Annotated in this window: 25 protein-coding genes; 15 read left to right on the plus strand and 10 right to left on the minus strand. The window is 68.6% G+C overall.

The features are described from left to right. Positions 1 to 47: 47 nt before the first annotated feature. From ABL843_RS02950 to ABL843_RS02960, 3 genes are all read left to right on the plus strand, one after another. Positions 48 to 974, plus strand: a complete 927-nt coding sequence (locus ABL843_RS02950; RefSeq protein WP_126022206.1) for a LysR family transcriptional regulator — start codon at positions 48 to 50, stop codon at positions 972 to 974. A gap of 61 nt (positions 975 to 1,035) precedes the next feature. After that, positions 1,036 to 1,488, plus strand: coding sequence for a DUF2214 family protein (locus ABL843_RS02955; RefSeq protein ID WP_093203932.1), 453 nt, complete (start codon positions 1,036 to 1,038; stop codon positions 1,486 to 1,488). Positions 1,489 to 1,495: 7 nt separating this feature from the next. Further along, positions 1,496 to 3,538 carry a spermidine synthase gene (locus tag ABL843_RS02960; RefSeq protein ID WP_418118913.1) on the plus strand — a complete coding sequence of 681 codons (2,043 nt, stop codon included), beginning with the start codon at positions 1,496 to 1,498 and terminating at the stop codon, positions 3,536 to 3,538. A 111-nt stretch (positions 3,539 to 3,649) separates the two neighbouring features. On the opposite strand, the gene ABL843_RS02965 is transcribed toward ABL843_RS02960, so the two are convergent. Then, the gene (locus ABL843_RS02965; RefSeq protein ID WP_418118384.1) at positions 3,650 to 5,095 is read right to left on the minus strand and encodes an IS1182 family transposase; all 1,446 of its coding nucleotides are present in this window, start codon (positions 5,093 to 5,095) and stop codon (positions 3,650 to 3,652) included. Positions 5,096 to 5,227: 132 nt separating this feature from the next. Beyond that, positions 5,228 to 5,572, minus strand: coding sequence for a hypothetical protein (locus tag ABL843_RS02970; RefSeq protein ID WP_184640027.1), 345 nt, complete (start codon positions 5,570 to 5,572; stop codon positions 5,228 to 5,230). A 131-nt stretch (positions 5,573 to 5,703) separates the two neighbouring features. Between ABL843_RS02970 and argS the strand changes: the two genes are divergently transcribed. The 7 genes from argS (at position 5,704) to ABL843_RS03005 (ending at position 13,909) form a co-directional block, all read left to right on the plus strand. Then, positions 5,704 to 7,389 carry an arginine--tRNA ligase gene (gene argS, locus ABL843_RS02975; RefSeq protein WP_418118914.1) on the plus strand — a complete coding sequence of 562 codons (1,686 nt, stop codon included), beginning with the start codon at positions 5,704 to 5,706 and terminating at the stop codon, positions 7,387 to 7,389. An 11-nt stretch (positions 7,390 to 7,400) separates the two neighbouring features. Then, the gene (locus tag ABL843_RS02980) at positions 7,401 to 8,180 is read left to right on the plus strand and encodes an SPOR domain-containing protein (protein ID WP_418118915.1); all 780 of its coding nucleotides are present in this window, start codon (positions 7,401 to 7,403) and stop codon (positions 8,178 to 8,180) included. 175 nt (positions 8,181 to 8,355) lie between these two features. Further along, complete coding sequence (locus ABL843_RS02985; protein ID WP_126022201.1) at positions 8,356 to 9,003, plus strand: thiol:disulfide interchange protein DsbA/DsbL; 648 nt, start codon at positions 8,356 to 8,358, stop codon at positions 9,001 to 9,003. A gap of 151 nt (positions 9,004 to 9,154) precedes the next feature. Beyond that, positions 9,155 to 9,880, plus strand: a complete 726-nt coding sequence (gene lptA / locus ABL843_RS02990; RefSeq protein ID WP_418118916.1) for a lipopolysaccharide transport periplasmic protein LptA — start codon at positions 9,155 to 9,157, stop codon at positions 9,878 to 9,880. Further along, positions 9,877 to 10,671: an LPS export ABC transporter ATP-binding protein gene (gene lptB, locus ABL843_RS02995; RefSeq protein ID WP_184640021.1), complete on the plus strand. Its 795-nt coding sequence runs from the start codon at positions 9,877 to 9,879 to the stop codon at positions 10,669 to 10,671. The genes lptA and lptB overlap by 4 nt, the downstream gene beginning before the upstream one ends. A gap of 21 nt (positions 10,672 to 10,692) precedes the next feature. Next, positions 10,693 to 12,294: an RNA polymerase factor sigma-54 gene (gene rpoN, locus ABL843_RS03000; protein WP_418118917.1), complete on the plus strand. Its 1,602-nt coding sequence runs from the start codon at positions 10,693 to 10,695 to the stop codon at positions 12,292 to 12,294. 10 nt (positions 12,295 to 12,304) lie between these two features. Then, positions 12,305 to 13,909 carry a phospholipase D family protein gene (locus tag ABL843_RS03005; RefSeq protein WP_418118918.1) on the plus strand — a complete coding sequence of 535 codons (1,605 nt, stop codon included), beginning with the start codon at positions 12,305 to 12,307 and terminating at the stop codon, positions 13,907 to 13,909. A gap of 10 nt (positions 13,910 to 13,919) precedes the next feature. Here the strand turns inward: ABL843_RS03005 and ABL843_RS03010 are convergent, their stop codons facing one another. The 5 genes from ABL843_RS03010 to ABL843_RS03030 all read right to left on the minus strand — a co-directional run bounded on the left by ABL843_RS03010 (position 13,920) and on the right by ABL843_RS03030 (position 18,414). After that, complete coding sequence (locus tag ABL843_RS03010; RefSeq protein ID WP_418118919.1) at positions 13,920 to 14,567, minus strand: LysE family translocator; 648 nt, start codon at positions 14,565 to 14,567, stop codon at positions 13,920 to 13,922. 16 nt (positions 14,568 to 14,583) lie between these two features. Next, positions 14,584 to 15,231 carry a YceI family protein gene (locus ABL843_RS03015; protein WP_184640015.1) on the minus strand — a complete coding sequence of 216 codons (648 nt, stop codon included), beginning with the start codon at positions 15,229 to 15,231 and terminating at the stop codon, positions 14,584 to 14,586. Positions 15,232 to 15,310: 79 nt separating this feature from the next. Then, entirely contained in the window at positions 15,311 to 15,916 is a 606-nt protein-coding gene (locus ABL843_RS03020; RefSeq protein ID WP_184640013.1) for a YceI family protein, read from the minus strand. After that, positions 15,913 to 16,509: a cytochrome b gene (locus ABL843_RS03025; RefSeq protein WP_418118920.1), complete on the minus strand. Its 597-nt coding sequence runs from the start codon at positions 16,507 to 16,509 to the stop codon at positions 15,913 to 15,915. The genes ABL843_RS03020 and ABL843_RS03025 overlap by 4 nt, the downstream gene beginning before the upstream one ends. A gap of 87 nt (positions 16,510 to 16,596) precedes the next feature. Then, positions 16,597 to 18,414 (minus strand): hybrid sensor histidine kinase/response regulator, encoded by a 1,818-nt coding sequence (locus ABL843_RS03030; RefSeq protein ID WP_418118921.1) that lies wholly within the window; start codon positions 18,412 to 18,414, stop codon positions 16,597 to 16,599. 91 nt (positions 18,415 to 18,505) lie between these two features. Between ABL843_RS03030 and ABL843_RS03035 the strand changes: the two genes are divergently transcribed. Next, complete coding sequence (locus tag ABL843_RS03035; RefSeq protein ID WP_418118923.1) at positions 18,506 to 19,750, plus strand: THUMP domain-containing class I SAM-dependent RNA methyltransferase; 1,245 nt, start codon at positions 18,506 to 18,508, stop codon at positions 19,748 to 19,750. Here the strand turns inward: ABL843_RS03035 and ABL843_RS03040 are convergent. Continuing rightward, positions 19,736 to 20,218 (minus strand): surface-adhesin E family protein, encoded by a 483-nt coding sequence (locus ABL843_RS03040; protein WP_418118924.1) that lies wholly within the window; start codon positions 20,216 to 20,218, stop codon positions 19,736 to 19,738. The genes ABL843_RS03035 and ABL843_RS03040 overlap by 15 nt on opposite strands. Before the next feature lie 127 nt (positions 20,219 to 20,345). Between ABL843_RS03040 and ABL843_RS03045 the strand changes: the two genes are divergently transcribed. From ABL843_RS03045 to ABL843_RS03060, 4 genes are all read left to right on the plus strand, one after another. Then, on the plus strand, positions 20,346 to 20,780 hold the full coding sequence (locus tag ABL843_RS03045) for a PIN domain-containing protein (protein WP_418118925.1): 435 nt from the start codon (positions 20,346 to 20,348) through the stop codon (positions 20,778 to 20,780). Positions 20,781 to 20,925: 145 nt separating this feature from the next. Beyond that, complete coding sequence (locus ABL843_RS03050) at positions 20,926 to 21,408, plus strand: T6SS effector amidase Tae4 family protein (RefSeq protein ID WP_418118927.1); 483 nt, start codon at positions 20,926 to 20,928, stop codon at positions 21,406 to 21,408. Next, positions 21,405 to 21,644, plus strand: a complete 240-nt coding sequence (locus ABL843_RS03055; protein ID WP_418118928.1) for a hypothetical protein — start codon at positions 21,405 to 21,407, stop codon at positions 21,642 to 21,644. Before ABL843_RS03050 ends, ABL843_RS03055 begins: the two co-directional genes overlap by 4 nt. After that, on the plus strand, positions 21,641 to 21,913 hold the full coding sequence (locus ABL843_RS03060; protein ID WP_418118929.1) for a hypothetical protein: 273 nt from the start codon (positions 21,641 to 21,643) through the stop codon (positions 21,911 to 21,913). Before ABL843_RS03055 ends, ABL843_RS03060 begins: the two co-directional genes overlap by 4 nt. Here the strand turns inward: ABL843_RS03060 and ABL843_RS03065 are convergent. Together ABL843_RS03065 and ABL843_RS03070 are read right to left on the minus strand one after the other, a co-directional pair. Beyond that, on the minus strand, positions 21,910 to 22,830 hold the full coding sequence (locus tag ABL843_RS03065; protein WP_369659834.1) for a hypothetical protein: 921 nt from the start codon (positions 22,828 to 22,830) through the stop codon (positions 21,910 to 21,912). The genes ABL843_RS03060 and ABL843_RS03065 overlap by 4 nt on opposite strands. Further along, positions 22,827 to 24,524, minus strand: a complete 1,698-nt coding sequence (locus tag ABL843_RS03070; RefSeq protein ID WP_418118930.1) for an FMN-binding glutamate synthase family protein — start codon at positions 24,522 to 24,524, stop codon at positions 22,827 to 22,829. The genes ABL843_RS03065 and ABL843_RS03070 overlap by 4 nt, the downstream gene beginning before the upstream one ends. Positions 24,525 to 24,557 lie beyond the last annotated feature (33 nt).

The raw sequence follows: 24,557 nt of genomic DNA on the forward strand, positions 1-24,557 counted from the left end.
ACCGGAAGGGCCGGTGCGGCAGGGAGCGGGGCTATAGTTCCCGCCCCATGGACCGCCTGAAGCAACTCGAATCCTTCGTCTCGGTCGCGACCCGCGGCAGCCTGACTGCCGCGGCCAAGGCCGAGGGCGTGGCGCCCGCGATCATGGGGCGCCGGCTCGACGCGCTGGAGGAGCGCCTGGGCGTCAAGCTGCTGGTGCGCACCACGCGGCGCATTACCCTCACCCACGAAGGCAGCGCCTTCCTCGAAGACTGTCAGCGCCTGCTGGCCGAGTTCGCGAACGCCGAGGCCAGCGTGAGCGCCGGCGGCCTCAAGGCCAGCGGCCATCTGCGCGTGACGGCGCCGGCCGGCTTCGGCCGCCGCCACGTCGCGCCGCTGGTGCCGCGCTTCCATGCGCTGCACCCGGAAGTGACCATTTCGCTGAACCTCAGCGACCGCGTGGTCGACGTCACCGGCGAGAGCTTCGACTGCGCGGTGCGCGTGGGCGACCTGCCCGATTCGTCGCTGGTGAGCGTGCGGCTGGCCGACAACCGCCGCCGCTGCGTCGCCACGCCGGAATTCGTGCGCCGCCACGGCAAGCCCAGGCACCCAAGCGAGCTCTCGCGCTTTGCCTGCCTCACGCTGTCGAGCGACGCCTCGCAGACGCGCGGCTGGGCCTTCCGCGTCGTCAACGAAGAAGGCAACCAGGAGCTGATCCACCTGCGCCCGAGCGGCCCGCTCGACTGCTCCGACGGCCAGGTGTTGCACGACTGGTGCCTCGCCGGCCACGGCATCGCGTGGCGCAGCACCTGGGAGGTCGAGGCCGAGATCGACGCCGGCCTGCTGGTGCCGCTGCTCGAGGAGTTCGCCGCACCGCCCAACGGCATCTACGCGGTGTTCGCGGGCGCCAAGCACATGCCGCTGCGGGTGCGACTGTGGCTTGATTTCCTCAAGGAGCAATACGGCAACCCGGATTTCTGGGGCGGGAGGGCCTGAGGCGCACCGTCGGCGTCACAATCTGTTTGCATTTGCAACCCACGAGTAGAAAGCTCCACCGATGACGCTAGAAGCCATCCTTGCGTACCTTCACCTGCTCGCCATCCTCACGATGGTCGTCTTCATTTCCAGCGAGGCCGCGCTGTGCCGCGTGCAGTGGCTCAACGCGGCGGTGGTCGAACGGCTGGCCAAGGTCGACATGGTCTACGGCATCGCCGCCATCGCGGTGCTCGCCACCGGCATCGCGCGCACCTGGTGGGGCGTGAAGGGCACGGCCTGGTACTGGACCAACCCGCTGCTGCACGTGAAGCTGGGGCTGTTCATCATCGTGGGGGTGGTGTCGATCTTCCCGACGCTGACCTACTTCCGCTGGCGCAAGACGCTGCGCGCCACCGGCAAGCTGCCGGCCGAGGCCGAGATCCTCAAGACCCGCAAGCTGGTGATGATCCAGGCGCACCTGATCGCGCTGATCCCGCTGGTGGCGGTGTTCCTCGCACGCGGCTTCGGCAAGTAGGCGCGGCATGGGGCGCGCCGGCATCCAGCTCCTGTTTGCCGGAACCATCTTCAGCAGCGCGTTCCTGCTGTTCCTGGTCCAGCCGCTGATCGCGAAGCAGATCCTTCCGTGGTTCGGCGGCTCGGCCGCGGTGTGGTCGATCTGCATGGTGTTCTTCCAGGTCGTGCTGCTCGCGGGCTACGCGTATTCCGACTGGGTCGCGCGCCACCTGCGCATGCGCGCGCAGGCCGTGCTGCATGTCGGGCTGCTGCTCGCGAGCCTGGCCTTCCTGCCGATCGTGGTGAGCGCCCACTGGAAGCCGGTGGGCACCGAGGACCCGGCCTGGCGCATCCTCGGGCTGCTGGCCTGCACCATCGGCCTGCCTTACTTCCTGCTCTCGACCACCGGGCCGCTGGTGCAGTCGTGGGTGGCGCGCACGCCGTGGGGCGCGCAGGTGTACCGGTATTTCTCGCTGTCGAACCTGGCCTCGCTGCTGTCGCTGCTGAGCTACCCGGTGCTGATCGAGCCGCGCAGCACGCTGCTGCAGCAGGCGCACGGATGGTCGTGGGGGTACGGCGCGTTCGCGCTGCTGTGCGCGGGCACCACGCTGTACATGGCGCGGCGCTGGCCGCAAGACGTCCGGCAGCAGGCCGCGCCGGAGTCCGCCGACGCGCCGGCGGAAGAAAGGCCGCCGCGCGCGCTCGACTGCTTCCTGTGGCTCGCGCTGCCGGCGCTGGCGTCGTGGCTGCTGCTGGCGGTGACCAACCACATCACGCAGAACGTCGCGGCCGTGCCCTTCCTGTGGGTGCTGCCGCTGTCGCTGTACCTGCTGACCTTCGTGCTGTGCTTCGAGAGCGACCGCTGGTACCGGCGCGGCGTGTTCCTGCCGCTGGGGGCCGCCATGCTGCTGCTGTGCGCCTTCGGGCTGCAGCACTCCATCGGCGCCAACGTGCGGATCGCGCTGCCGCTGTACGTGTCGGGGCTGTTCGTGCTGTGCATGTTCCTGCACGGCGAGACCGCCCGGCTGCGGCCGGGGCCGCGTTATCTCACGCGTTTCTACCTGATGCTCTCGCTCGGCGGCGCGCTGGGCGGGGTGATGGTGGGGCTGGTCGCGCCGCATGTTCTGGCGGCGTACTACGAGCTGGGGCTCGGCCTGATGCTGACCGCGCTGGCGGCGGCGGCCGTGCTGCGCCGGCGGGCATGGCTGCGGGTGGGCTGCGTGGCGCTGGCCGCCGGCTGCACTTTCTTCCTGCTGCGGCAGATCGCCAGCGACAACCTGGGCGCGCGCAGCCTGCAGCGCAATTTCTACGGGGTGCTGCAGGTGTACGACATGAAGCGCGATCCGCCCTCGGACAGCACGCGCCAGCTGGCGCACGGATCGGTCAAGCACGGCTCGCAGTTCACCGACCCCGCACGCCGGCGCGAGCTCACCACCTACTACGGCCAGACCTCGGGCATCGGCCGCGCCATCGCCGCGGCGCCGGCCGGGCCGCGCCGCGTGGGCCTGATCGGGCTGGGCGCCGGCACGCTCGCGGTCTACGGGCGCAGCGGCGACGTCTACCGCTTCTACGAGATCAATCCGCTGGTGTTCGCGCTGGCGGACAAGGAATTCAGCTTCCTGCGCGACAGCGCCGCGCGCATCGAGCGCGTTTCGGGCGACGCCCGGCTGGCGCTGGAGCGCGAACCGGCGCAGGGCTTCGACGTGCTCGCGGTCGATGCCTTCTCGGGGGATTCGGTGCCGGTGCACCTGCTCACCGTGGAGGCGATGGACGTCTACCTGCGCCACATGCGGCCCGATGGCGTGATCGCCTTCCACGTCACCAACCGCTTCCTGGCGCTGGCGCCCGTGATCGCCAGGGTGGCCGCCGCGCGCGGCCTGCACGCGGTGCTGGTGCACGACCTGGCGGAGCAGTCCGACTGGCTGCATCGCACCGACTGGGTGCTGGTCTCGCGCGACCCCCAGGCGCTGGCGCGCGAGCCCATACGCGCGGGCGCGGCCCCGATCGCCACGGAGCCGGGGCAGATGCCCTGGACCGACGATTTCAACAATCTGCTGGGCGCGCTGAAGTAAAAGAAAAAGGCCCGCGGACCAGTCTGTGTAAATAGTCAACTGGCCGCTTAAATCGAGAAGCCCCGCGAGAGCGGGGCATTTTTCATTGGGCGAGCGATTGCCCCAGGGGCCTCAGCCCCGCAGCGCCTGATGCATCCAGGGCGCGCCCTTCATGTTGAACACCCGCTTCAGGTTGTAGGCCATCACCGCCAGAGCGAACTCGGCGCGCGCGCCGCTCGTGTGCCTCATCAGCAGCCTGGCATTGCCCAGGATCAGGTGCTTGATGCTGGCGAAGGGGTGCTCCACCGTCTGGCGCCTGAGTGCCATCATCCAGGGCTTGGCTGCCAGCCGGCTCGCATTGGCCTCAAGCGCCTCTTCGTACAGGTGGCGCGTCACGAAGCGCTGCCTGGCCGTGGTGCATTCGGGCTTGCGCGCGCATCGAGCGCAGTCGCCAGGCTGTGCAGCGTAGATCACCGTCTTGTCCTTGCGCGAGAGCTGCTTGCGCCTCAAGGCGTTGCCCGCCGGGCAGGTGAAGCTGTCGCTGGCCGCTTCGTAGGTAAAGGCGCTGCGCTCGTACAGGCTGCCGTCGCCTTGGTTGTTCACGGCCCGGTTGGGCGCCACGTAGCTCGTGATGCCTTGAGCCTGCAAGGCCGCGATTTGCTCCCCATTGGCATAGCCCGCATCGGCCACCACCGTGCACGGCTGCTGCAGCGCCCGGCTGGCCGCCTCGGCCATGGGCTGCAACTGACGCTGATCGTTCACCTCGCACACCACCTCGTGCGCCACGATCAGGTGGCTTTGTGTCTCCACTGCCGTTTGCAGGTTGTAGCCCGGCTGGCTGTTCAGGCTGCGCATCGGGCGTGCCTCGGGCTCGCCGTTGACGATGGCATTGGCACCGCTGCGCATGAGTTGCTGGGCTTGGTTGGCAATGGCACGGCCTTGCGTCTTCAGGCGTTCCAAGGCGCCGCGTACTTCATCTGACGTGCCTGTTGCACCCCCAGGCCCTTGGCGGCCTTGCTCGTCGTCACTGTCCTGGCTGTCCAGCAGCCGTAGATAGGCGGCGATCTCCTGCGCGTTGCGCTGCGCCTGCGCGGCCAGCTCACGCTGGCCCACCACCGCCTTGCGCGAGGCCACCGCCTGCACCTTCGAGCCATCGATGGCCACTGTCGAGCCGCGGATCAACCGGCTGGCCCGCGCGAACTGCACAAAAGCTGCACAACTGGCCACCAGGGCCGCCGTGTTCTGGCGCCTGAACTCCGCAATGGTCTTGTGATCCGGCGCCAGGCGCCCCAGCAGCCACATGCACTCCACGTTGTGCCGGCACTCCCGCTCCAGAGCCCGCGAGGAGCGGATCGCGCTCAGATACCCCCAGATGTACAGCCCCAGCAGATCGCCCGGGTCGTAGGGCGGCGCGCCCAACCGCTGCGCCTGCGCCTTGGCAAAGCCCAGCTCCTTCAGATCCAGCGCCTGCACCCAGGCGTCCACCACCCGTACCAGTGCGTCCTGGCTCACCAGCTCATCGAGCATCAGGGGGAATAACGTCGCCTGCCCTCGCGCCTGCCCGTGTCGATGTCCCATTGGCCTGCCTCCAATGAAAAATGCCCCTCAGACAAACGCCTGAGGGGCATATCTCGCAGACTCAGCGCAGACTATTTACACAGACTGGGACGCGGGCCTTTTTCACAGTTGTGAGCTCAGCGCGGTGCCGTTTCAGGCCTTGGCTGCGTCAGCGGTGCACTTCTTGATGAAGCTGTTCTTGGCGGCACCGGCGAGGGCCTTGCCGTTCTTGTCCACGGCCTTGGCCGCGCATGCGGGACCTGCGGCCGCCTTGGCTTCCTTCTCGCACTTCTTGATGGAGCTGGCCTTGGCGGCACCGGCGAGGGCCTTGCCGTTCTTGTCCACGGCCTTGGCTTCGCAGCTTGCGCCGGCGGCGGGGGCTGCTGCGGGGGCGGCAGCCGCGGGTGCCGCGGCCGGAGCGGGAGCCTTGTCTTGAGCCTGTGCTGCGCCGAAGGAAAGGCAGGCGCCCAGTGCGACCAGGGAAAGGAGCTTCTTCATGGTGATATGTCCTCGCTAGGTTGATTTGTGACAGGTTCCCCGCCTCGGGGCCGACCATCGTAACGGGCCAGCTCAACGATCGGATGACGATCGTCAACTGCGCCCGGGTTTGCCCCCGGTAAAATTTCCGGATGCTATTGGTCAAACAGGAGCTGCTCGCGGCGCTCGCGAACACGCTCGAATCCCTCTCGCCCGGCGCCGGCTCCAAGGCCGCGTTCGAGTCGCCCAAGATGGCCGCGCACGGCGATTTCGCCTGCACGGCAGCGATGCAGCTCGCCAAGCCGCTGGGGCGCAAGCCTCGCGAACTGGGCGAGGAACTGAGCGCGGCGCTGCTCGCCACCCCTGCGTTCGCCCAGTGGGTCGACGCCATCGAGATCGCCGGGCCCGGCTTCCTCAACATCCGCCTGAAGACGGCTGCCAAGCAGCAGATCGTGCGCGAGGTGCTGTCGGCCGGGAATACTTTCGGCCAGCAGCCGGCCACCGGCGAGAAGGTGCTGGTCGAGTTCGTCTCGGCCAACCCGACCGGCCCGCTGCACGTCGGCCACGGCCGCCAGGCGGCGCTGGGCGACGCCATCTGCAACCTGCGCGCCTCGCAGGGCGAGAGCGTGTGGCGCGAGTACTACTACAACGACGCCGGCGTGCAGATCCAGACGCTGGCCAACAGCACGCAGCTGCGCGCGCGCGGCTTCAAGCCCGGCGACGCCGAATGGCCCAGCGGCGAGAAGGCGCCTGCATACAACGGCGACTACATCGCCGACATCGCGGCCGACTTCAAGGCGAAGAAGACCGTCAAGTCGGAAGACCGCGAAGTCACCGCCAGCGGCGACATCGAGGACATCGACGCCATCCGCGAGTTCGCCGTGGCCTACCTGCGCCGCGAGCAGGACCTGGACCTGCAGGCCTTCCGCGTTCGCTTCGACCAGTACTACCTGGAATCCAGCCTCTACACCAGCGGCCGCGTCGAGGCCGCGGTGCGCAAGCTCGTGGCCGCGGGCAAGACCTACGAGCAGGACGGCGCGCTGTGGCTGAAGTCGACGGACTACGGCGACGACAAGGACCGCGTGATGAAGAAGCAGGACGGCACGTACACCTATTTCGTGCCCGACGTCGCTTACCACATCGCCAAGTGGGAGCGCGGCTTCCACAAGGTCATCAACATCCAGGGCACCGACCACCACGGCACCATCGCGCGCGTGCGCGCCGGCCTGCAGGCGGCGGGCGAAGGCATTCCCGAGGGCTACCCCGACTACGTGCTGCACACCATGGTGCGCGTGATGAAGGGCGGCGAGGAGGTCAAGATCAGCAAGCGCGCCGGCAGCTACGTCACGCTGCGCGACCTGATCGAGTGGACCAGCACCGACGCTGTGCGCTTCTTCCTGCTGAGCCGCAAGCCCGACACCGAATTCCTGTTTGACATCGATCTGGCGCTAGCTCAGAACAATGACAACCCGGTCTACTACGTGCAGATGGCGCACGCGCGTATCTGCAAGATGATTCGGGATTGGGGCGGTGACGTTGCCTCGCTGAGTTCCGTGGATCTGTCGTCGCTGGAAGCACCGCAGGCTCAGACGCTGATGCTGCAACTGGCCAAGTACCCCGAGATGCTTACGGCCGCAGCCAAGGATTTTGCGCCGCACGATGTGACTTTCTATCTGCGTGAACTCGCGGCGAATCTCCATAGTTACTACGACGCGGAGCGCGTGCTGGTCGACGATGAGACCTTGAAGAAGGCTCGTCTGGCTCTTGTCGCCGCCTGCGCGCAGGTGCTGCACAATGGCCTCGCGATTCTCGGCGTCAGTGCGCCGAGCAAGATGTGAACTCCCTCACCATGAAGAAGACAAGAAGTCAACGCGGCAACATCGTCATCGGCCTGATCATCGGGCTGGTGCTCGGCCTGGGCGTCGCGCTGGGCATCGCGGTCTACGTGACCAAGGTGCCGATCCCGTTCGTGACCAAGACGCAGCGCGGCGGCGCCGAGCAGGACGAGGCCGAGGCCCGCAAGAACCGCGACTGGGACCCGAACGCGCCGCTGGCCGGCAAGGCGGGCGCTCCCAAGCCGGCGACGCCGGCGGCCCCGACCGGCCCGGTCAACCCCATCACCGGCGAGCCCGCCACCGGCAACACCGCCGCCGCTCCGGCCACCGCTTCGCCCAACGCCGCGCCGCCGGTGCCTGTGGTGGTGGCGCCCAAGCCGCCGCGCACCGCGCCGGTGCCGGCCGAGGCCAACGCCCTGCCGCAACAATCGAACGACCCGCTGGGCGATCTGGCCCGTGCGCGTTCGGGCCAGGTCTCCGGCTCTGGCAGCACTACCACCGCGTCGGCCGCGCCGAGCAGCAGCAACAGCAATGCTGGCAGCAGTTCGGGCCCCGATCCCTTCATGTATTTCGTGCAGGCCGGCGCCTTCCGCACCACCGAGGACGCCGAGGCGCAGCGCGCCAAGCTGTCGCTGATGGGCGTCGAGGCCAAGGTCACCGAGCGCGAGCAGGCGGGCCGCACCGTCTACCGCGTGCGCGCCGGCCCGTTCAGCAAGAAGGACGACGCCGACCGCCTGAAGGAACGTCTGGACGGCGGCGGCATGGATTCCGCGCTGGTCCGCGTGCAGCGCTGAGCGCCGCACACAACAGCCGGAATAGCCCTCAAGCCCCGCCGGGCGGCGTTTGCCGCCACCATTCGTCGCCTTTCATATCGCCTTTCGTAGCTTCGGGCGCGCCGTCGAGCAGGGGAGTGGAACTCCCCGCCGCGCGCCGGCTCAGTCTGCCGTACCAACTGGAGAACCCTTTCAAATGAAACGTCGTGACTTTTCGCTGGCCGCCACTTCGCTCGGGCTGATGTCCCTGGGTGTCAGCACGGCCCACGCCCAGGCGCGCGCGCCCAAGGCCGGTTCCGAGTACCTGGTGCTCGACAAGCGCGTGCCGGTCGACGCCCCCGCGGGCAAGGTCGAGGTGGTCGAGTTCTTCTCGTACAACTGCCCGCACTGCAACGACTTCGAGCCGACGCTGGAAGCCTGGCTCAAGACCATCCCGAAGGAGGTCTCCTTCCGCCGCATTCCCGTTCCCTTCGTGGGCAACGACGTCGAGGCCAAGCAGCGCCTCTACTACGCGCTCGAAGCCATGGGCAAGGTCGACGAGTTCCAGCCCAAGGTGTTCAACGCGATCCACGCCCAGCGCCAGAACGTGAACGGCGACGCCAACATCATTGCCTGGGCCACCGCCAACGGCCTGGACGCCACCAAGTTCAAGGAAACCTTCACCTCGTTCGGCGTGGCCAGCAAGGCCAAGCGCGCTTCGCAGCTGACCGATGCCTACAAGGTGGCCGGCGTGCCCGCGATGGCCGTGGCCGGCCGCTGGTATGTCGACGGTGAAACCGCAGGCAACATGACCAAGGTGCTTCAGGTCGTGAACTATCTCATCGGTGAAGCAAAGAAGGGCTGAGCGCCAAAAGCCGAGCCGTACCGCGCGGTTGCGCGTGTTTCTGGGGGAAAACCGGAAAGAAAGTCAAGCCCGCCTAGGCGGGCTTTTTCATCTGTGCGTGCGGGGCTGGAGCACTCAGCCGCATACAATGCCGAGCAAGTTTCGTGCCTCTATGACATTGCACTCTTACCCCACAACCCCCTTCCTGCGTCGCATCGGCCGCCTGGCCGCCGGCGCGCTGTTGCTGGCAGGCCTCGCATCGGGAGCCGTGGCGGAGACCGCCGACCGCTCCAAGCCGATGAACATCGAGTCCGACTCGATGCGCTACGACGACCTGAAGCAGACCAGCGTGTTCACCGGCAACGTTTTGGTGACAAAGGGCACGATCATCATCCGCGGCGCCCGCCTCGACGTGCGCCAGGACGCCGAGGGCTACCAGTACGGCGTGGTCACGGCGGCGCCGGGCAAGCGGGCCTACTACAAGCAGAAGCGCAACGCGCCCGACGAGTGGATAGAGGGCGAGTCGGAAGTCATCGAGTACGACAGCCGCGCCGACAACGTCAAGTTCATCCGCAATGCCGTCATGCGCCGCCTGCTGGGCGCCACGCCGAACGACGAGAGCCAGGGCGCCCTGATCGTCTACGACCAGAGCAACGACACCTACACCGTCAACGGCTCGACCGTGCCCCCGAACACCGCCGTGAACGCCTCGGCACCGGGCGGACGCGTCAGGACCATCCTCACCCCCAAGGCAGCAACCGCCACCGCGCCGGCCGCGGGCGCCTCGGCCCCGGCCGGTGGTGCCAAGGCACCGCCCCCGGCAGTCACCCCGGCACCCGGCAAGGGCCTGCGCCCGAGCACCACGCTCGGAAGTGACCAGGGAGACACGCGCAAGTGATCGAATCCGCAGGAACGCAGGACGCCAACGGCGCACCGGGCAGCCGCCTGGTCGCGCGCGGCCTGAAGAAGAGCTACGGCAGCCGCACGGTGGTGAAGGACGTCTCGCTCGACGTGCAGAAGGGCGAAGTCGTCGGGCTGCTCGGGCCGAACGGCGCCGGCAAGACCACCTCGTTCTACATGATCGTGGGGCTGGTGCGCGCCGATGCCGGCGACATCACCATCGACGGCGAGCCGATCGCCCACATGCCGATCCACCGCCGCGCCCGCATGGGCCTGAGCTACCTGCCGCAGGAAGCTTCCATCTTCCGCAAGCTCACGGTCGAGGAAAACGTGCGCGCCGTGCTCGAGCTGCAGAGCGAGCCCGACGCGAAGGGCAAGATGGTGCCGCTGTCGAAGGAGCACATCGAGGAGCGCCTGAGCGACCTGCTGGCCGACCTGCGCGTAGACCACCTGCGCGATTCGCCCGCGCTGGCGCTGTCGGGCGGCGAGCGCCGCCGCGTCGAGATCGCGCGCGCGCTGGCCACGCAGCCGCGCTTCATCCTGCTGGACGAGCCCTTCGCCGGCATCGACCCGATCGCGGTGATCGAGATCCAGCGCATCATCAGCTTCCTGAAGGAGCGCGGCATCGGCGTGCTCATCACCGACCACAACGTGCGCGAGACGCTGGGCATCTGCGACCACGCATTCATCATCAGCGACGGGCACGTGCTGGCACAAGGCACGCCTTCGGAGATCGTCGACAACGCCGAGGTACGCAGGGTGTACCTGGGCGAGCACTTCCGCATGTAAGGCGCGGGGGCGGTTTCCATCATGAAGCAAGGGCTGTCCCTTCGCGTTTCGCAGCATCTGGCGCTCACGCCGCAGCTGCAGCAGTCGATCAGGCTGCTGCAGCTCTCCACGCTCGAGCTGAGCCAGGAGGTGGAGCAGATGCTCGACGAGAACCCGTTCCTCGAGCGCACAGCCGAAGAAGCGGTGCGCGAGGAATTCGGGCTCGACACAGCCGACGCGCCGGTCCCCCGCGACGACGGCGGTGAAGGCGGCGAAGGCGAGAGCGACTTCACCCCCTCGGCCGCGAGCAGCAGCACCACCAGTTCGTCCACGGAAAGCACCGCGGCCGCCGACTCCGACGGCCCCGCCGCCGAAGTCGCCGAGCGCGAGCCCGACTGGGAAGGCGACGGCACCGTCGACATGGCGCCCGACGACAGCGAATGGGGCGGCGACGCGCCTGCGCGCCAGAACAACGCCGGCGACGACGAGCGCGCCGATGCCACCGAGCTCGCGCGCAGCCAGGAGTCGCTGCAGTCCTTTTTGCACCGCCAGGCGCTGAGCCTGCGGCTCAACGAGAGCGACAGCGCCGCGCTGCGCTTTCTCATCGAATCGCTCAACGACGACGGCTACCTCGAAGACTCGCTGCCCGCGCTGGCCTCGGGCCTGGCCGGCGACGACAACGACGAGTTCGACGACCTCGTGCACCACTTCCAGGTGGCGCTCGGCCTGCTGCAGAGCCTGGAGCCCGCCGGCGTCGGCGCGCGCGACCTCGGCGAGTGCCTGAGCATCCAGCTGCGTGCCATGGCCAGCGACGAGGAGACCGAGGAAGAAGAGCTGGTCCGCAAGACCGCGCTGGCCATCTGCAAGCAGCCCATGGAGCTGCTCGCGCGACGCGACTTCAAGCGCCTGGCCACGCTCACCCGCAGCAGCGAGGAGCTGGTGCGCTCGGCGCTGCAGGTCATCGCGCGGCTGGAGCCCAAGCCGGGCCGCAGCTTCGTCGACGTGGAACGCAACGTCGTCATTCCCGACGTGATCGTCACCAAGACCGGGCGCGGCACCAACGTGAAGTTCCGCGTCATGCTCAACCCCGACGTGATGCCGCGGCTGCGCGTGCACGACATCTACGCCGGCGCGCTCAAGTCGCACAAGGGCGAGGGCAGCCAGGCGCTGTCGCAGCGGCTGCAGGAGGCGCGCTGGTTCATCAAGAACATCCAGCAGCGCTTCGACACCATCCTGCGCGTGAGCAACGCCATCGTCGAACGGCAGAAGAGCTACTTCGTGCACGGCGAGCTCGCCATGCGCCCGCTGGTGCTGCGCGAGATCGCCGACGAGCTGGGCCTGCACGAGTCCACCATCTCGCGCGTGACCACCGCCAAGTACATGGCCACGCCCTTCGGCACGGTCGAGCTCAAGTACTTCTTCGGCTCGGCGCTGGGCACCGAGACCGGCGGCAACGCGTCGAGCACCGCGGTGCGCGCGCTCATCAAGCAGTTCGTCGGCTCGGAGAGCGTGAAGAAGCCGCTGTCGGACAGCCAGATCTCCGAGATGCTGAAGGAGCAGGGCATCGAGTGCGCGCGCCGCACCGTCGCCAAGTACCGCGAAGCATTGCGCATCGCCCCTGCCAACCTGCGCAAGGCACTCTAGAAAGAAGCCGATGAGCCATGGCCTGATGTCGCGCGCCGGGCATTGGGTCTTCGCCATGGCGGCGGTGCTGCTGTTCGCCGGCTGCGCCACCCTGCCTGACGAGGCCCCGCGCCCGCCGACCAAGACCATCGCCGTCTCGGCCGACACCGCCCTGGGCAAGATCGCGCTGGCCTCCCAGCCCGACCCCGACCTCAGCGGCTTCCGCCTGATGCCCGGCGGCGATTTCGCCTTCGACACGCGCATCCAGCTCGCGCGCCGCGCGCAGCGCACGCTCGACGTGCAGTACTACCAGATAGAGAACGACGAGACCGGCCGCTACCTGCTGCGCACCCTGCGCGACGCCGCCCAGCGCGGCGTGCGCGTGCGGTTGCTGATGGACGACCTCTACACCTCCGGCGAGGACGAGCTGCTGCTGGGCCTGGCCGCCACGCCCAACGTGGAGCTGCGCCTGTTCAACCCCTTCCCGGCCGGCCGCGGCAGCCTGCTGAAGCGCTTCACCGCCTCGCTCTTCGACTTCAGCCGCGTCAACCGCCGCATGCACAACAAGCTGTTCATCGCCGATGGCGCGATGGCGGTGGCGGGCGGGCGCAACATCGGCAACCAGTACTTCAGGCGCACCTCGGGCGAGAACTTCATCGACCTCGACACCTTCGTCACCGGCGCGCTGGTCCCGCGCCTGGGCAGCCTGTTCGACCAGTACTGGAACAGCGTCTACGTGCGGCCGATCCAGTCCGTGGTGGCCAGCGACCTGCCGCGCGAGGAACTGCAGAAACGCTTCGAACTGGCCACCGGCCCCGACACCACGCCGCCGCCGCCGAAGCCCGCGCCCAACGACCTGCTCGGCTACAGCCCGATGGCGGAAGACCTGGACGCCGGCAAGCTCGGCCTGATCTGGACCACCGCCGAGGCGTACGCCGATTCGCCCGAGCGCGTGATCGGCAAGACGGCCTCCTACGGCGGCGTGCCGCTGCTGGACGTCGACAGCGTGCGCTACAACGTGGTCGAGCAGATGCGCCGCGCCCGCTCGGAAGTGACCATCGTCTCGCCCTACCTGATCCCGGGCGCCTCGGGGCTCGAGGTGATGCGCGAGATCCGCGGGCGCAACGTGAAGATCAGCGTGGTCACCAACTCGCTGGCCGCCACCGACGAGCCGCTGGTGCACACCGCCTACCGCCGCTACCGGCCCGACATGCTCAAGCTCGGCGCCGACCTCTACGAGCTGAGCACCAAGCGCACCCGCAGCAGCGTGCGCCTGGGCCTCTTCGGTACTTCGGTGGGCCGGCTGCATGCCAAGTCGGCGGTGATCGACCAGCGCATTCTTTTCGTCGGCTCGATGAACTTCGATCCGCGCTCGGAAACGCACAACACCGAGATCGGCCTGTTCATTCGCAGCCCCGAGATGGCGCAGCAGGCGCTGAAGCTCATCGACGTGCTCAAGCAGCAGGGTGCCTACAGGCTGCGCTTCGCCGAGGGCAGCAACGAGTCGCGCATCGAATGGGTCAGCGACGAGGGCGGCGGCAAGGTCACCGTGTTGACCGAGGAGCCCGACTCCGGCTTCTGGGACCGGACCATGCTCGAGATCCTGGCGCCGCTGACGCCCGAGAGCCTGCTGTAGCTCTGCAGCCTCAGGTGCCGCGAACTGCCGACCACACGAGCCGCAGCCCCAGCAGCCCCATCACGCCGCCGGCTGCGCGGTCGATCCAGACCTTGTAGCGCAGGTAGGCCGAGCGCGGCGCCGCCGAGGACAGCGCCAGTGCCACGATCGAATACCAGCCCGTCTCGATGCAGAAGATGACCGCCGGCACCGCGAGCGCCAGCACCAGCGGCACCTCGCGCGGCAGGAAGGCCGCGAAGATGCTCGCGTAGACCACGGCCGTCTTCGGGTTGCTCACCTGCGTGGCCAGGCCCAGCAGGAAGGTGCGCTTTCCCCGACCCTGCGGGCGCTGTGCCGGATCGCCGGCTTCCTGCGCCACCGCCAGCGGCTGCCGCGCGCCGCGCCAGATGCGCAAACCCAGGTACACGAGGTACGCACCGCCCAGCCCCTTGATCGCCAGGTACAGCGCTGGCACCGCGAGGAATGCCGCCTGCAGCCCCGCCAGCGCGGCGATCGCGAAGACCAGCCCGCCCGCGCCCATGCCCAGCGCGGCGGCGAGGCCGTCGGCGCGCGAAGTCACGGCGGTGCGCGCCACCATCACGAAGCTGGGGCCGGGGCTCATCGCGCCCACGGCCATGGCGCCGGCGATGCCGAGCAGGGCGAGGGTGGTGTCCATCATGGTGTCGCCTCCGGTGTCACTGCACGTTGACCGCCTCGACCTGCACCAGCAGCTTCACCTTGTTCTCGAAGCCGAAGTTCAGGCCCCAGGTGATGCCCCAGTCGCTGCGCTCCACGGTGGTCTCGAAGTCGCCGCCGCACACCTGGCGGTTGATCAGCGGGCTCAGGTAGCAGTTGAAGCGCACGGCCTTCAGTGTCACCGGGCGGGTCTGGCCCATCAGCGTGAGCTTGCCGGGCACGTCGACCACCTTGTCGCCGGAGATGTCGATGCGGTCGGCCACGAAGCGGCCGGTCGGAAACTCGGCCACGTTGAAGAAGTCCTTGCTCTGCACGTGGCGGTTGAGCAGGTCGACGCCGGTGTTGATGGAGCTGATGTCCATCGTGATGTCGACCTTGCCGCTGGCGCCGGTGCCGTCGATCTGCACCGAGCCGTCCTTGGTGCTGAAGCGGCCGCGGTTGGTGGTGGTGCCGTAGTGGCCCATCTCGTACATCACGAAGGTGTGGGTCGGGTCGATCACGTAGTTGGCGTTCCTGGCCGGCCCGCCCGCGGGCTTGGCGGCGGCCGCCGGCGCGAATTCCGAGGGCAGCTGCGCTTGTTGTTGCGCCGTCACGCTGCCGGTGAACGCGGCGGCCGACAGGGCCGCGGCGAGAAGAAGCTTTTTCATGGCTTTGTCTGCCTGTGTCATGAAAGAGAGGAAAGAAGAAATTCGGGATGTCCGTGTGAGGAAGGAAGGGGCTGCGGCCTCACAGGGGACCGAGCCCCGCGAGTGTGAACCTGAAGCGCACCTGCACCTCGTTGCCGACTACCGAGGTGTCGGTCCATTCGCCTTCGCCAACCTTGTAGTCGAGCCGCTGGATCGTAAGGCTTCCGGTGGCCACCGAGTAGTTGCTCCCCTGCGCCGGTGCGATGCTGACCGGCACCGTCACCTGCCTGGCGATGCCCTTGATGGTGAGCTTGCCCGCCATCTCGAACCTGCCTTCGCCCAGCGCCTTGATTGCGCTCGACTGGAAGCTCGCCTGCGGAAAGTGCGCGGCGTCGAACCACGGCTGCCTGGGCAGCTCGGCGTCGCTCATCGGCACGCCGAAGCCGGCGCTGGCCGTGTCGATCTGCAGCGCGACGCTGCCGCCCTCGGGCTTCTTCGGATCGAAGGCCACCTGCGCGTCGAACTTCCTGAAGCTGCCTTCCACCGGCACGCCCATCTGCCTGGTGACGAACACGATCTGGCTCTTGTCGGCGACGAGCTTCGCGCCGGGCGGCGTCGCCGGGCCTGCAGCGGCCGGCAATACGGTTGCAAGCGCGAGCAGCGGCGGGAGAAATCGGGAAGGAAGGCGAGAAGTAAGTGAACTCATGATCCGGCAGATTCCTGGCGTGGCCCGGGCCACATGCGTTTGAGCAGATCGTCGCGGTCGATCCAGTGGTGCTTGAGTGCAGCCGCCACGTGCAGCAGCGTGATGCCCGCCAGCGCGAAGGCGCAGTTGCGGTGCAGCGGCTGCAGCACCGCCTCGGCGAAATCATGGTCGGTGGACACGAAGTCGGGCAGCGCCAGCATGCCGAACCACGAGACCGGCATGCCCATGGCCGAGCTGTAGGCCCAGCCGGACAGCGGCACCGCGAAGAACAGCAGGTACATCAGCGTGTGGCTGACGCGGGCGCCCGCCTTCTGCAGGCCCGAAGTGCCCGGCGGCAGCGCCGGCGGCCGATGCCCCAGCCGCCACAGCAGCCGCAGCGCCGACAGCGCGAGGATGGTCACGCCCGCCCATTTGTGCCAGTTGTAGACCTTCAGCCGCAGCGGCGAGAACGGCAACCCCGTCATGTAGAGCCCTACACCGAAGGAGCCGACGATCAGCACCGCGAGCAGCCAGTGCAGCGCGATGGCGAACGGGTCGTAGCGCAGGCCGCGCGAGCCGGCGGCAGGAAGGGTGGAAGGCGTGTCGGTGGACATCGGAGGCAGGGCGGCGGCCTGTGCGCGGAGCATATCCCGGAAGCGATGTCAGCACGGGCCGTGCCAGGTCGATCCCCGGCGCCGGTGTCAGCTGCGCGTCCGTTGCTGCTGCGCGCCCAGCAGCAGCCGGCGCAGCTCTTCCGGCTGCACCGGCTTGCGCAGCGCATGCCAGCCGCGCTCGGCGGCCAGCCGCTGCGTGGCCTCGTTGATGTCGGCCGAGATCAGCGCGATCGCCAGCGAAGGCTTCTGCCGCTGCAGCCGCTCGGCCAGCGCGATGCCGTCGAGCGCGCCCGGCAGGCGGATGTCGCACAGCGCCGCGTCGAGCGCATGCAGGTCGGCCAGCGCCAGCGCCTCGGCCGCGCTGCCGTAGACGCGCGGTTCCACCTCCCATTGCCGCAGCAGGGCCGTGAGGCTGTCGGCCACCACCGCGTTGTCTTCCACCACGAGCACCGCGAGGCCGGGGCGCAGCGTGCGCGCAGCGTCGGTGCCGTCGTCCTGCCCTGCGGCCGGCGTGGCGGGCGGCGGAGACACCGTCGCCCCCATCGCTCCCTCGGGCGCGGCAGGCAGCTCGAAGGCGAACACGGAGCCCCGCCCCGGCGCCGAGCGCAGAGTCACCTCGATGCCCAACTGCGCCGCCAGCCGCCGCACGATCGCCAGGCCCAGCCCGTGGCCGCGCTGCAGGTTGCGCTCCACGTTGCCGATCTGCTCGAAGTCGTCGAACACGCGCTGCTGCGCTTCGGGGGCGATGCCGATGCCGCTGTCGCGCACTTCCACCCGCCAGGCCTGTCCGGTGCCGCGCCGGCGGGCCCGCACCGCCAGCAGCACGCGCCCGCGCGGCGTGAACTTGACCGCGTTGTCGACCAGGTTGGCGAGCACGCGGCGCAGCGAGACCGTATCGCTCCAGGCAATGGCATCCGGCGGGCAGCGCACCAGCACGCGGCCGTGGCCCGCCTGCCGCGCCAGTTCGTGCAGCAGCGGCGCCAGCGCCACGCTGGTCGGCCGCAGCGGATCGACGGCTGCCTCGATGCGGCCGATTTCCAGCAGCTGGTTGGTCAGCCCCTCCAGCGCCTGCTGGGCGCGGGCCAGCGAGCCCACCGTGTGCTGCACCGCCTCCATGCTCGCGCCGTCGTTCAGCTGCTGGCGCAGCACCTCGGCCTGCAGGCCGATGGCCATCACCGGCTGGCGCAGGTCGTGGTTGGCGGCCGAGAAGAAGCGCAGCCGCTCTGCCTGCGCCTGCTCGGAGGCGCGAAGGCCGACCAGGGCCTGTTCGCGCAGGCGGTGTTCGTTCAGGCGCAGGCCGATGTTTTCCTCGAGCTGGCGCGACCGCTCGGCCACCAGCTTCCACATCATCGCGGTCAGGCCGATGCCGATGACCGCCACTGCCGCCATCACCGGCGCGCCCAGCCAGAGGCCGGTGACGATGATCGGCGCCAGCAGCAGCGTGATGGCGAGCTGCGTGGCCGGCGTGTAGAACGACACCGAGAAGGCCGACGACAGCGTCATGCCCATGATGATCAGGCCCAGCAGCAGCTGCAGGTCGGCCCTGGCCGGGTCGAACAGCAGCACGCCGGCCAGGCCGTGCGCCAGCTCCCAGACGGCGGTGCGCAGCGTGTGCGTGCGCTGGGCCTCGCGCAGTGAGGCGGGCGTGAAGGGCTCGGGCAGGCGCTGCGGGAAGAAGCCGCGCATCACCGTCACCCCGGTGATGAGCGCGATCCACGCCAGCGCGCGCGCCAGCGACACCTGCCAGGCGAAGAGCGCCGCCACGCCGCAGTTCAGCAGGTACTGGGCCAGCAGCACCGGCCCGATGGGGCGGATCGACAGCCGCAGCACCTCGCACTGGATCGCGAAGCGGTCGCCGTTGCCGGCGGCGGCCGGTGCGGGCGGAGATGCGGGCGTGGGGGTCATCGGCAAAATTGACTATATAGAGGAAGGTTCGCGTCGCGGCGACAATGGAGTCCCCTAGTCGGGCTTCGGGCTTACCGGTAGCCAGTTTTCCGTGAACGATCTCTCCTTTTTCCTGCCTTGCGCCGCCGGCGTCGAGGAATTCCTGGCCCAGGAGGTGCACGCCCTGACCGGCCGCGCCGGGCAAGACCTGCTCTCCCTGCGCGGTGGCGTGCGCGTGCGCGCCGGCTGGCGCGACGGCCTGAAGCTCAACCTGCACAGCCGCTTGGCACAGCGCGTGCTGGTCGAGCTGGCCCACGCCCCCTACCGCAACGAGAACGACCTCTACGCCATTGCCAGCGGCGTGGCCTGGGAGATCTGGTTCACACCGAAGCAGACCTTCAAGATCGAGACCACCGCCCAGCACAGCCCGCTGCAGAGCCTGAACTTCGCCACCCTGCGCATCAAGGACGCCATTGCCGACCGCTTCCGCGCCAAGGCCAACGGCGTGCGCCCGAGCATCGAGACCCAGTGGCCCGACTGCCGCGTGTTCGCCCACCTGACCACAGACACCTGCACGCTCTACATCGACACCAGCGGCGAGCCGCTTTTCAAGCGCGGCTGGCGCCAGGACAAGGGCGACGCCCCGCTGAAGGAAACCCTGGCAGCCGCCATGCTGGCCGCCAGTGGCTGGTGGAACCCCGAGACCGGCGAGGTGTCGGGCCAGCCGCTGTACGACCCCTGCTGCGGCAGCGGCACCATCGCCATCGAGGCGGCGCAGATCGCGAGCGGCATCGCCGCCGGATCGCTGCGGCGCTTCGGCTTCGAGAAGCTGCTGCCGTTCCAGGCGCACGTGTGGTCGGCGATCAGGCAGGAGGCCAAGGACGCCGAGGCGGCCGTGGCCGGTGACGGCGCCCCGGCGGTTTTCGGCTCCGACGTGTCGCACCGCATGGTCGATTTCGCCCAGCGTAATGCCGAGCGCGCCGGCGTGGCGCGGGCCGTCGAGTTCCGCGGCGGCGACGCGCTGCAGCGCATGCCGCCCGTGGAGGGCGGTGGCGTGATCATGCTCAACCCGCCGTACGGCGAGCGCATCGCCGTGGGCGGCGTGGCAGGCGCGGGCCGTCCCGGCGCGCGCGAGACGGCGCAGTCTTCCGAAGAGGACGGCAGCGATTTCTTCCCCCAGCTCGCCGCCCACTGGAAGAAGAACTACGCCGGCTGGACCGCCTGGGTGCTCACGCCCGACCTGAAGCTGCCCAGGCAGATGCGCCTGAAGGAGTCGCGCCGCGTGCCGATGTGGAACGGCCCGATCGAATGCCGGCTGTTCCGCTTCGACATGGTCGCGGGTTCAGCGCGCAGGTAGCGCGGGCTCGCCCTCGGGCCTGGGCTGCTGCTGCGGCGGTTCCTTGGGCTCCTTCGGCCGCACGGCGCAGGCCGCGTTGATGGTGCGCGTGACGAGGTCCAGCGCGCCGGCCAGCGTCACGGGCCGCACGTCGCCGTCCTCGAAATGCCGCACCGCGATCGGTTCGCCGACGAAGTTCGGATGCCCGTAGTAGGTGGCGCTCACATAGCGCGCGCTGCGGGTCTCGCAGTCCACCTTGGCCTGGGCCTGGAAAGAGCGGTATTTGATGCCCTCGCGGCCCGTGTGGTCCTGCGGCAGGCTCATGCGAAGGCTCACCGCGCGCTTCGAGCCGTCGGCCTCCACGCTGGTCGGATCGACCTGAACGTAGCTGCCGCTGTCGTCGCCGGGCGTGCCCGCCAGCGTCAGCCACTCGGCCCGCACGCCCACGGATGCGAGCAGGGCAAGGCACAGCAGCGGGAGGCGTTTCATGAAGGAGGGATGGGTGAGAAGGATGGCGGAAGCCCCGATTGTCGTCTGCCAGGCTGGCGGCGTGCTAACGGCGTGCTGACCGCAGCATCGCATGGTGCAACATCGGCGCTGTTTTCCCGCACATTCCATGACATTGACAGATCCCACCATCGGCCTTGTCGTCATTGACACCAACATCGCGCTCGACCTGCTGGTCTTCGAAGACCCCGCGTGGGGCCCGCTGACCGAGCGGCTCGCCGCCGGCGAACTGAGCTGGCTGGCCACCGCCGCCATGCGCACGGAGTTGCAGCGCGTGCTGGGCTACCCGCTGATCGCCCGGCGCATGGCCCAGCGCGAACTGCAGCCGCCCGCGGTGCTCGCCGACTTCGACACACGCGTGCGCATGCTCGACGGCACGCCGCCGCGCGCGCCCTGCGTGTGCAGCGACCCCGACGACCAGATCTTCATCGACCTTGCCGTGGCGCACAGGGCGCTGCTGCTGAGCAAGGACCGGGCGGTGCTGTCGATGAAGAAGAGGCTGGCGCTGCGCGGGGTGGTGGTGCAGGCGGCGTACGCGGGCTAGCGGCGATGTTGGTTCCTGGCGTCAGGAATCAATTGACAACCTTTTCATCACCGAATTTGCTGGAAGCGGCTCTACATTTTCAGCAGGGCGAGGGGTTGCGGTGACGGCATCGCGGGGTTCCGCTTGCCTCGAGCAACTGGAAATCATGCAGCCATCCTTCGCGGCCCTCTGGGCAAACCACCCGACGATCAAGGGCGATGATGCCTTGCTGGACAAGAACATCTACAAGGATCAATGTGCCATCAACGTTGGAGCGGCATTCATCCGCTCCAGCCTGAGCCTCGGCAGCTTTCCGGGCGTCTACTCGTGGCAGAAGGACAGCCCGAAGTACCCGATCAGGGCCCAGGAGCTGGCGAACTGGCTGGACTCGGGCAAGGCCGGTCTGATGTCTCGCACCGAGAAGTACTCGGGCAAGGACGGGTTCGAGAAAATCGCGGGGCGCACGGGTATCGTGTTCGTCCAGAACTATTGGGGCGAGGGGCGGCAGGGTGACCACATTGATCTCTGGAGCGGTTCCCGGATGACGCCCTTTTCATCGTGGTTTCGCATACAGCTGCATCTGTCCTGGGAGGGCTTCATGACCGACTACCGAAAGGCCTCAGCCATCTGGTTCTGGTACGTGCCATGAGACTCGTCGCCCGCATTCTTTCCATCGTGGTGGGAGCCCTTGCGCTTGGCTTCGTTGTCTACAAGGTCATTGGACCTGTAGGGCACTGGTACGAGATCAACTTCGCACAGAACGATGACGACCTGGGCCGAGCGTACATGGTTGCACTTGCTGTCCAACTTGCTGCATTGATTGTTGGAGGTTGGCTCGGTGATTGGCTGTTTCGCAAGTGGCGACAGAAGCGGCATCTGCCGTGAGCGCGGCGGGCCCGACGAGGTTGCTCGGCCAGTTGTTCTGTATCCTGGTCGGAGCTCTGGGGCTCGGCCTCTTGGTGACTAAGGGCGTGCTCGTCCCCATCGGCCAGTGGTACGAGATGCACAAAGCCCGCAGTGAGAGCGATCTGTCGCAGGCTTTCGCCATCGCTCTTGCGGTACAGGCCCTTTGCGCAGTCATCGGCGGCTGGCTCGGCAACCGACTGTTCCGCAGATGCCGCCGCAAGCGCCTCGCCGCGTCCAGTCGCCGCTAGTGCTGCACCCCATTGCCAGGCTGCAGATGCCACCGCCCCAGCAGCCGCGCCACGGCCCGCACACGCTGCGTATCGCGCCCCCAGCGCCGGCTGGCCGGCAGCTTCTGTGCCCACTTCATGCGGCGCGCGGCATTCGCGATGCGCTCGCGCACCTCTTCGCCCACGCCGGCCAGGGCCGCGTGCCAGTGCTGGCCTGCGGCCTGCGGCGCGGCGGCCTCGAGCATCATGGCGGTGGAGTGCAGGTAGCTGAGCCAGTCGCGGGCCTGGCATTCGGCCAGGGTCATGACCTCGGCGGGGTCGTCCTCGAAGTCGATGTAGCCGATCACGCCGTCGGGGCACTGCACGAGGTTGCGGTCGAAGGCCTGGCTCAGGTGCTGGCCGCGCACGTGCACGGCGGCGATGGCGGCGAGGCCTTCGCGCCATACCGACAGCAGCGCGGCGGGGCCGGCGGCCGCGGCCTGGTCGAGCCGCTCCTGCAGCACGACGGTCGCGCGGCCGCTTTCGCCGAGGTCGGAAATCAGCAGGCCGTCGGGCTGCTGCGCCAGCACCACCGGCACGCGCAGGCCGGCGGCGGCGAGCTGCTTGAGCCGGCGCGCCTCGGTGGCGATGGCGGCCTCGCCGCCGGGGTTGGGCACGGGCTTGATGATGTCCAGCCGCGCCATGCGCGCGACTGCCGCCATCACGCGGTAGCCCCACTTGCCGTGGCGCGGGCCGGCCTTCTTGAGCCACACGCGCTCGCTGCCGAAGCGGTGGCTGGCCACGTTCTTCTGCTGCTGCGGCAGGGTCGCGCGCAGGAACTCGGCGTAGTCGCCGGGCGCGGGCGGGCTGGGAGAAATCGCGTCAAGGGGCGCGGGCGCCGAAGCTGCGCCCTTGCGCGTTTGCGGGCGCCGGCTGGCGCCTCTACTCAGTGGGTTCATGCGGCCATTGCGAAACCCGCCACCAGCCCCTGCGGGCCCTGCGTGACGGGCTGGAAACTCTCTGCACTGGCCAGCGGCCAGTAGGTACGGAAGACATTGTGCTGCTCGTCGAGCGGGCCGAGCAGGGCGCCCGGCTGCACCTGCATCACCAGGTTGCTCAACAGGCGCACCTCGGTGTCGGAAATGCGGCGCACGATGTGGTGCGCGGTGATCTGCTGCGGATGGTCCAGGCCCGCGGCCTGCACCAGCTCCTGCAGCGCGTGCAGCGTGCTGCGATGGAAGTTCTGCACCCGCTCGGCCTTGGTCGGCACCACCAGCGCCTTCTGGCGCAGCGGGTCCTGCGTGGTCACGCCCGTGGGGCAGTGGCCGGTGTGGCAGCTCTGCGCCTGGATGCAGCCCAGGGCCATCATGAAGCCGCGCGCCGCGTTGCACCAGTCGGCGCCCAGCGCCATCATGCGCGCCACGTCGAAGGCGGTGATCACCTTGGCGGCGCAGCCGATCTTGATGCGGTGGCGCAGGTTCACGCCCACCAGCGTGTTGTGCACCAGCAGCAGCCCTTCCTGCAGCGGCGCGCCCACGTGGTCGCTGAACTCGACCGGTGCCGCGCCGGTGCCGCCCTCGGCGCCGTCGACCACGATGAAGTCGGGCGTGATGCCGGTGGCCTGCATCGCCTTGACGATGCCGAACCATTCCCACGGATGGCCCAGGCAGAACTTGAAGCCGGTGGGCTTGCCGCCCGAGAGTTCGCGCAGCCGGGCGACGAAATGCATCATTTCCGTAGGCGTGGAAAAGGCGCTGTGCGAGGCGGGCGAGATGCAGTCCACGCCCACCGGCACGCCGCGCGCTGCCGCGATCTCGGGCGTGACCTTGGGGGCCGGCAGTACGCCGCCGTGGCCGGGCTTGGCGCCCTGGCTCAGCTTGATCTCGATCATCTTCACCTGCGGGTCGCGCGCGTTGGCGGTGAAGCGCTCCTCGCTGAAGCTGCCGTCGTCGTTGCGGCAGCCGAAGTAGCCCGAGCCGATCTCCCAGATCAGGTCGCCGCCGTGCACGCGATGGTGCTGCGAAATCGAGCCTTCCCCGGTATCGTGCGCGAAGCCGCCCAACTTGGCGCCCTTGTTGAGCGCGAGGATCGCGTTGGCCGACAGGGCGCCGAAACTCATGGCCGAGATGTTGAACACGCTGGCGCTGTACGGCTGCGTGCAGATCTGCGCCGGGTTCGCGCCGGCCGGCTGCGGCGTGCCGCCGATCACGATGCGGAAATCGTGGCCGGCCAGTTTGGTCGGCCGCATCGAGTGGTTGATCCACTCGTAGCCCGCGATGGTCACGTTGATCTGCGTGCCGAAGGGGCGGTTGTCGGGGTCGCCCTTGGCGCGCTGGTACACCAGCGAGCGCTGGGCGCGCGAGAAGGGCGCGGCCTCGGAGTCGCTCTCGATGAAGTATTGCCGCATTTCGGGGCGGATGAACTCCAGCAGGAAGCGCAGGTGGCCGATCACCGGGTAGTTGCGCAGGATGGCGTGCCGGGCCTGCCGAAGGTCGTGTACGCCGGTACCTGTGAGTACCGCGAAAACCGCCACCCCGATCCAGGCCAGCCACAGGTGCGGCGAAACCAGCACGAAGGCCAGGCAGGCCACCAGACCGACCACGCACAGGGCGAAGGCGCTGTAGCGCGTCGGAAACGGAATAATCGTGGGCATAGAAGAAATAGTCTCGACCGTGGCCTGCTGCAT

Origin of the sequence: Variovorax sp. 350MFTsu5.1, assembly GCF_048302515.1 — a bacterium.
GTDB classification, from domain to species: Bacteria; Pseudomonadota; Gammaproteobacteria; order Burkholderiales; family Burkholderiaceae_C; genus Variovorax; species Variovorax guangxiensis.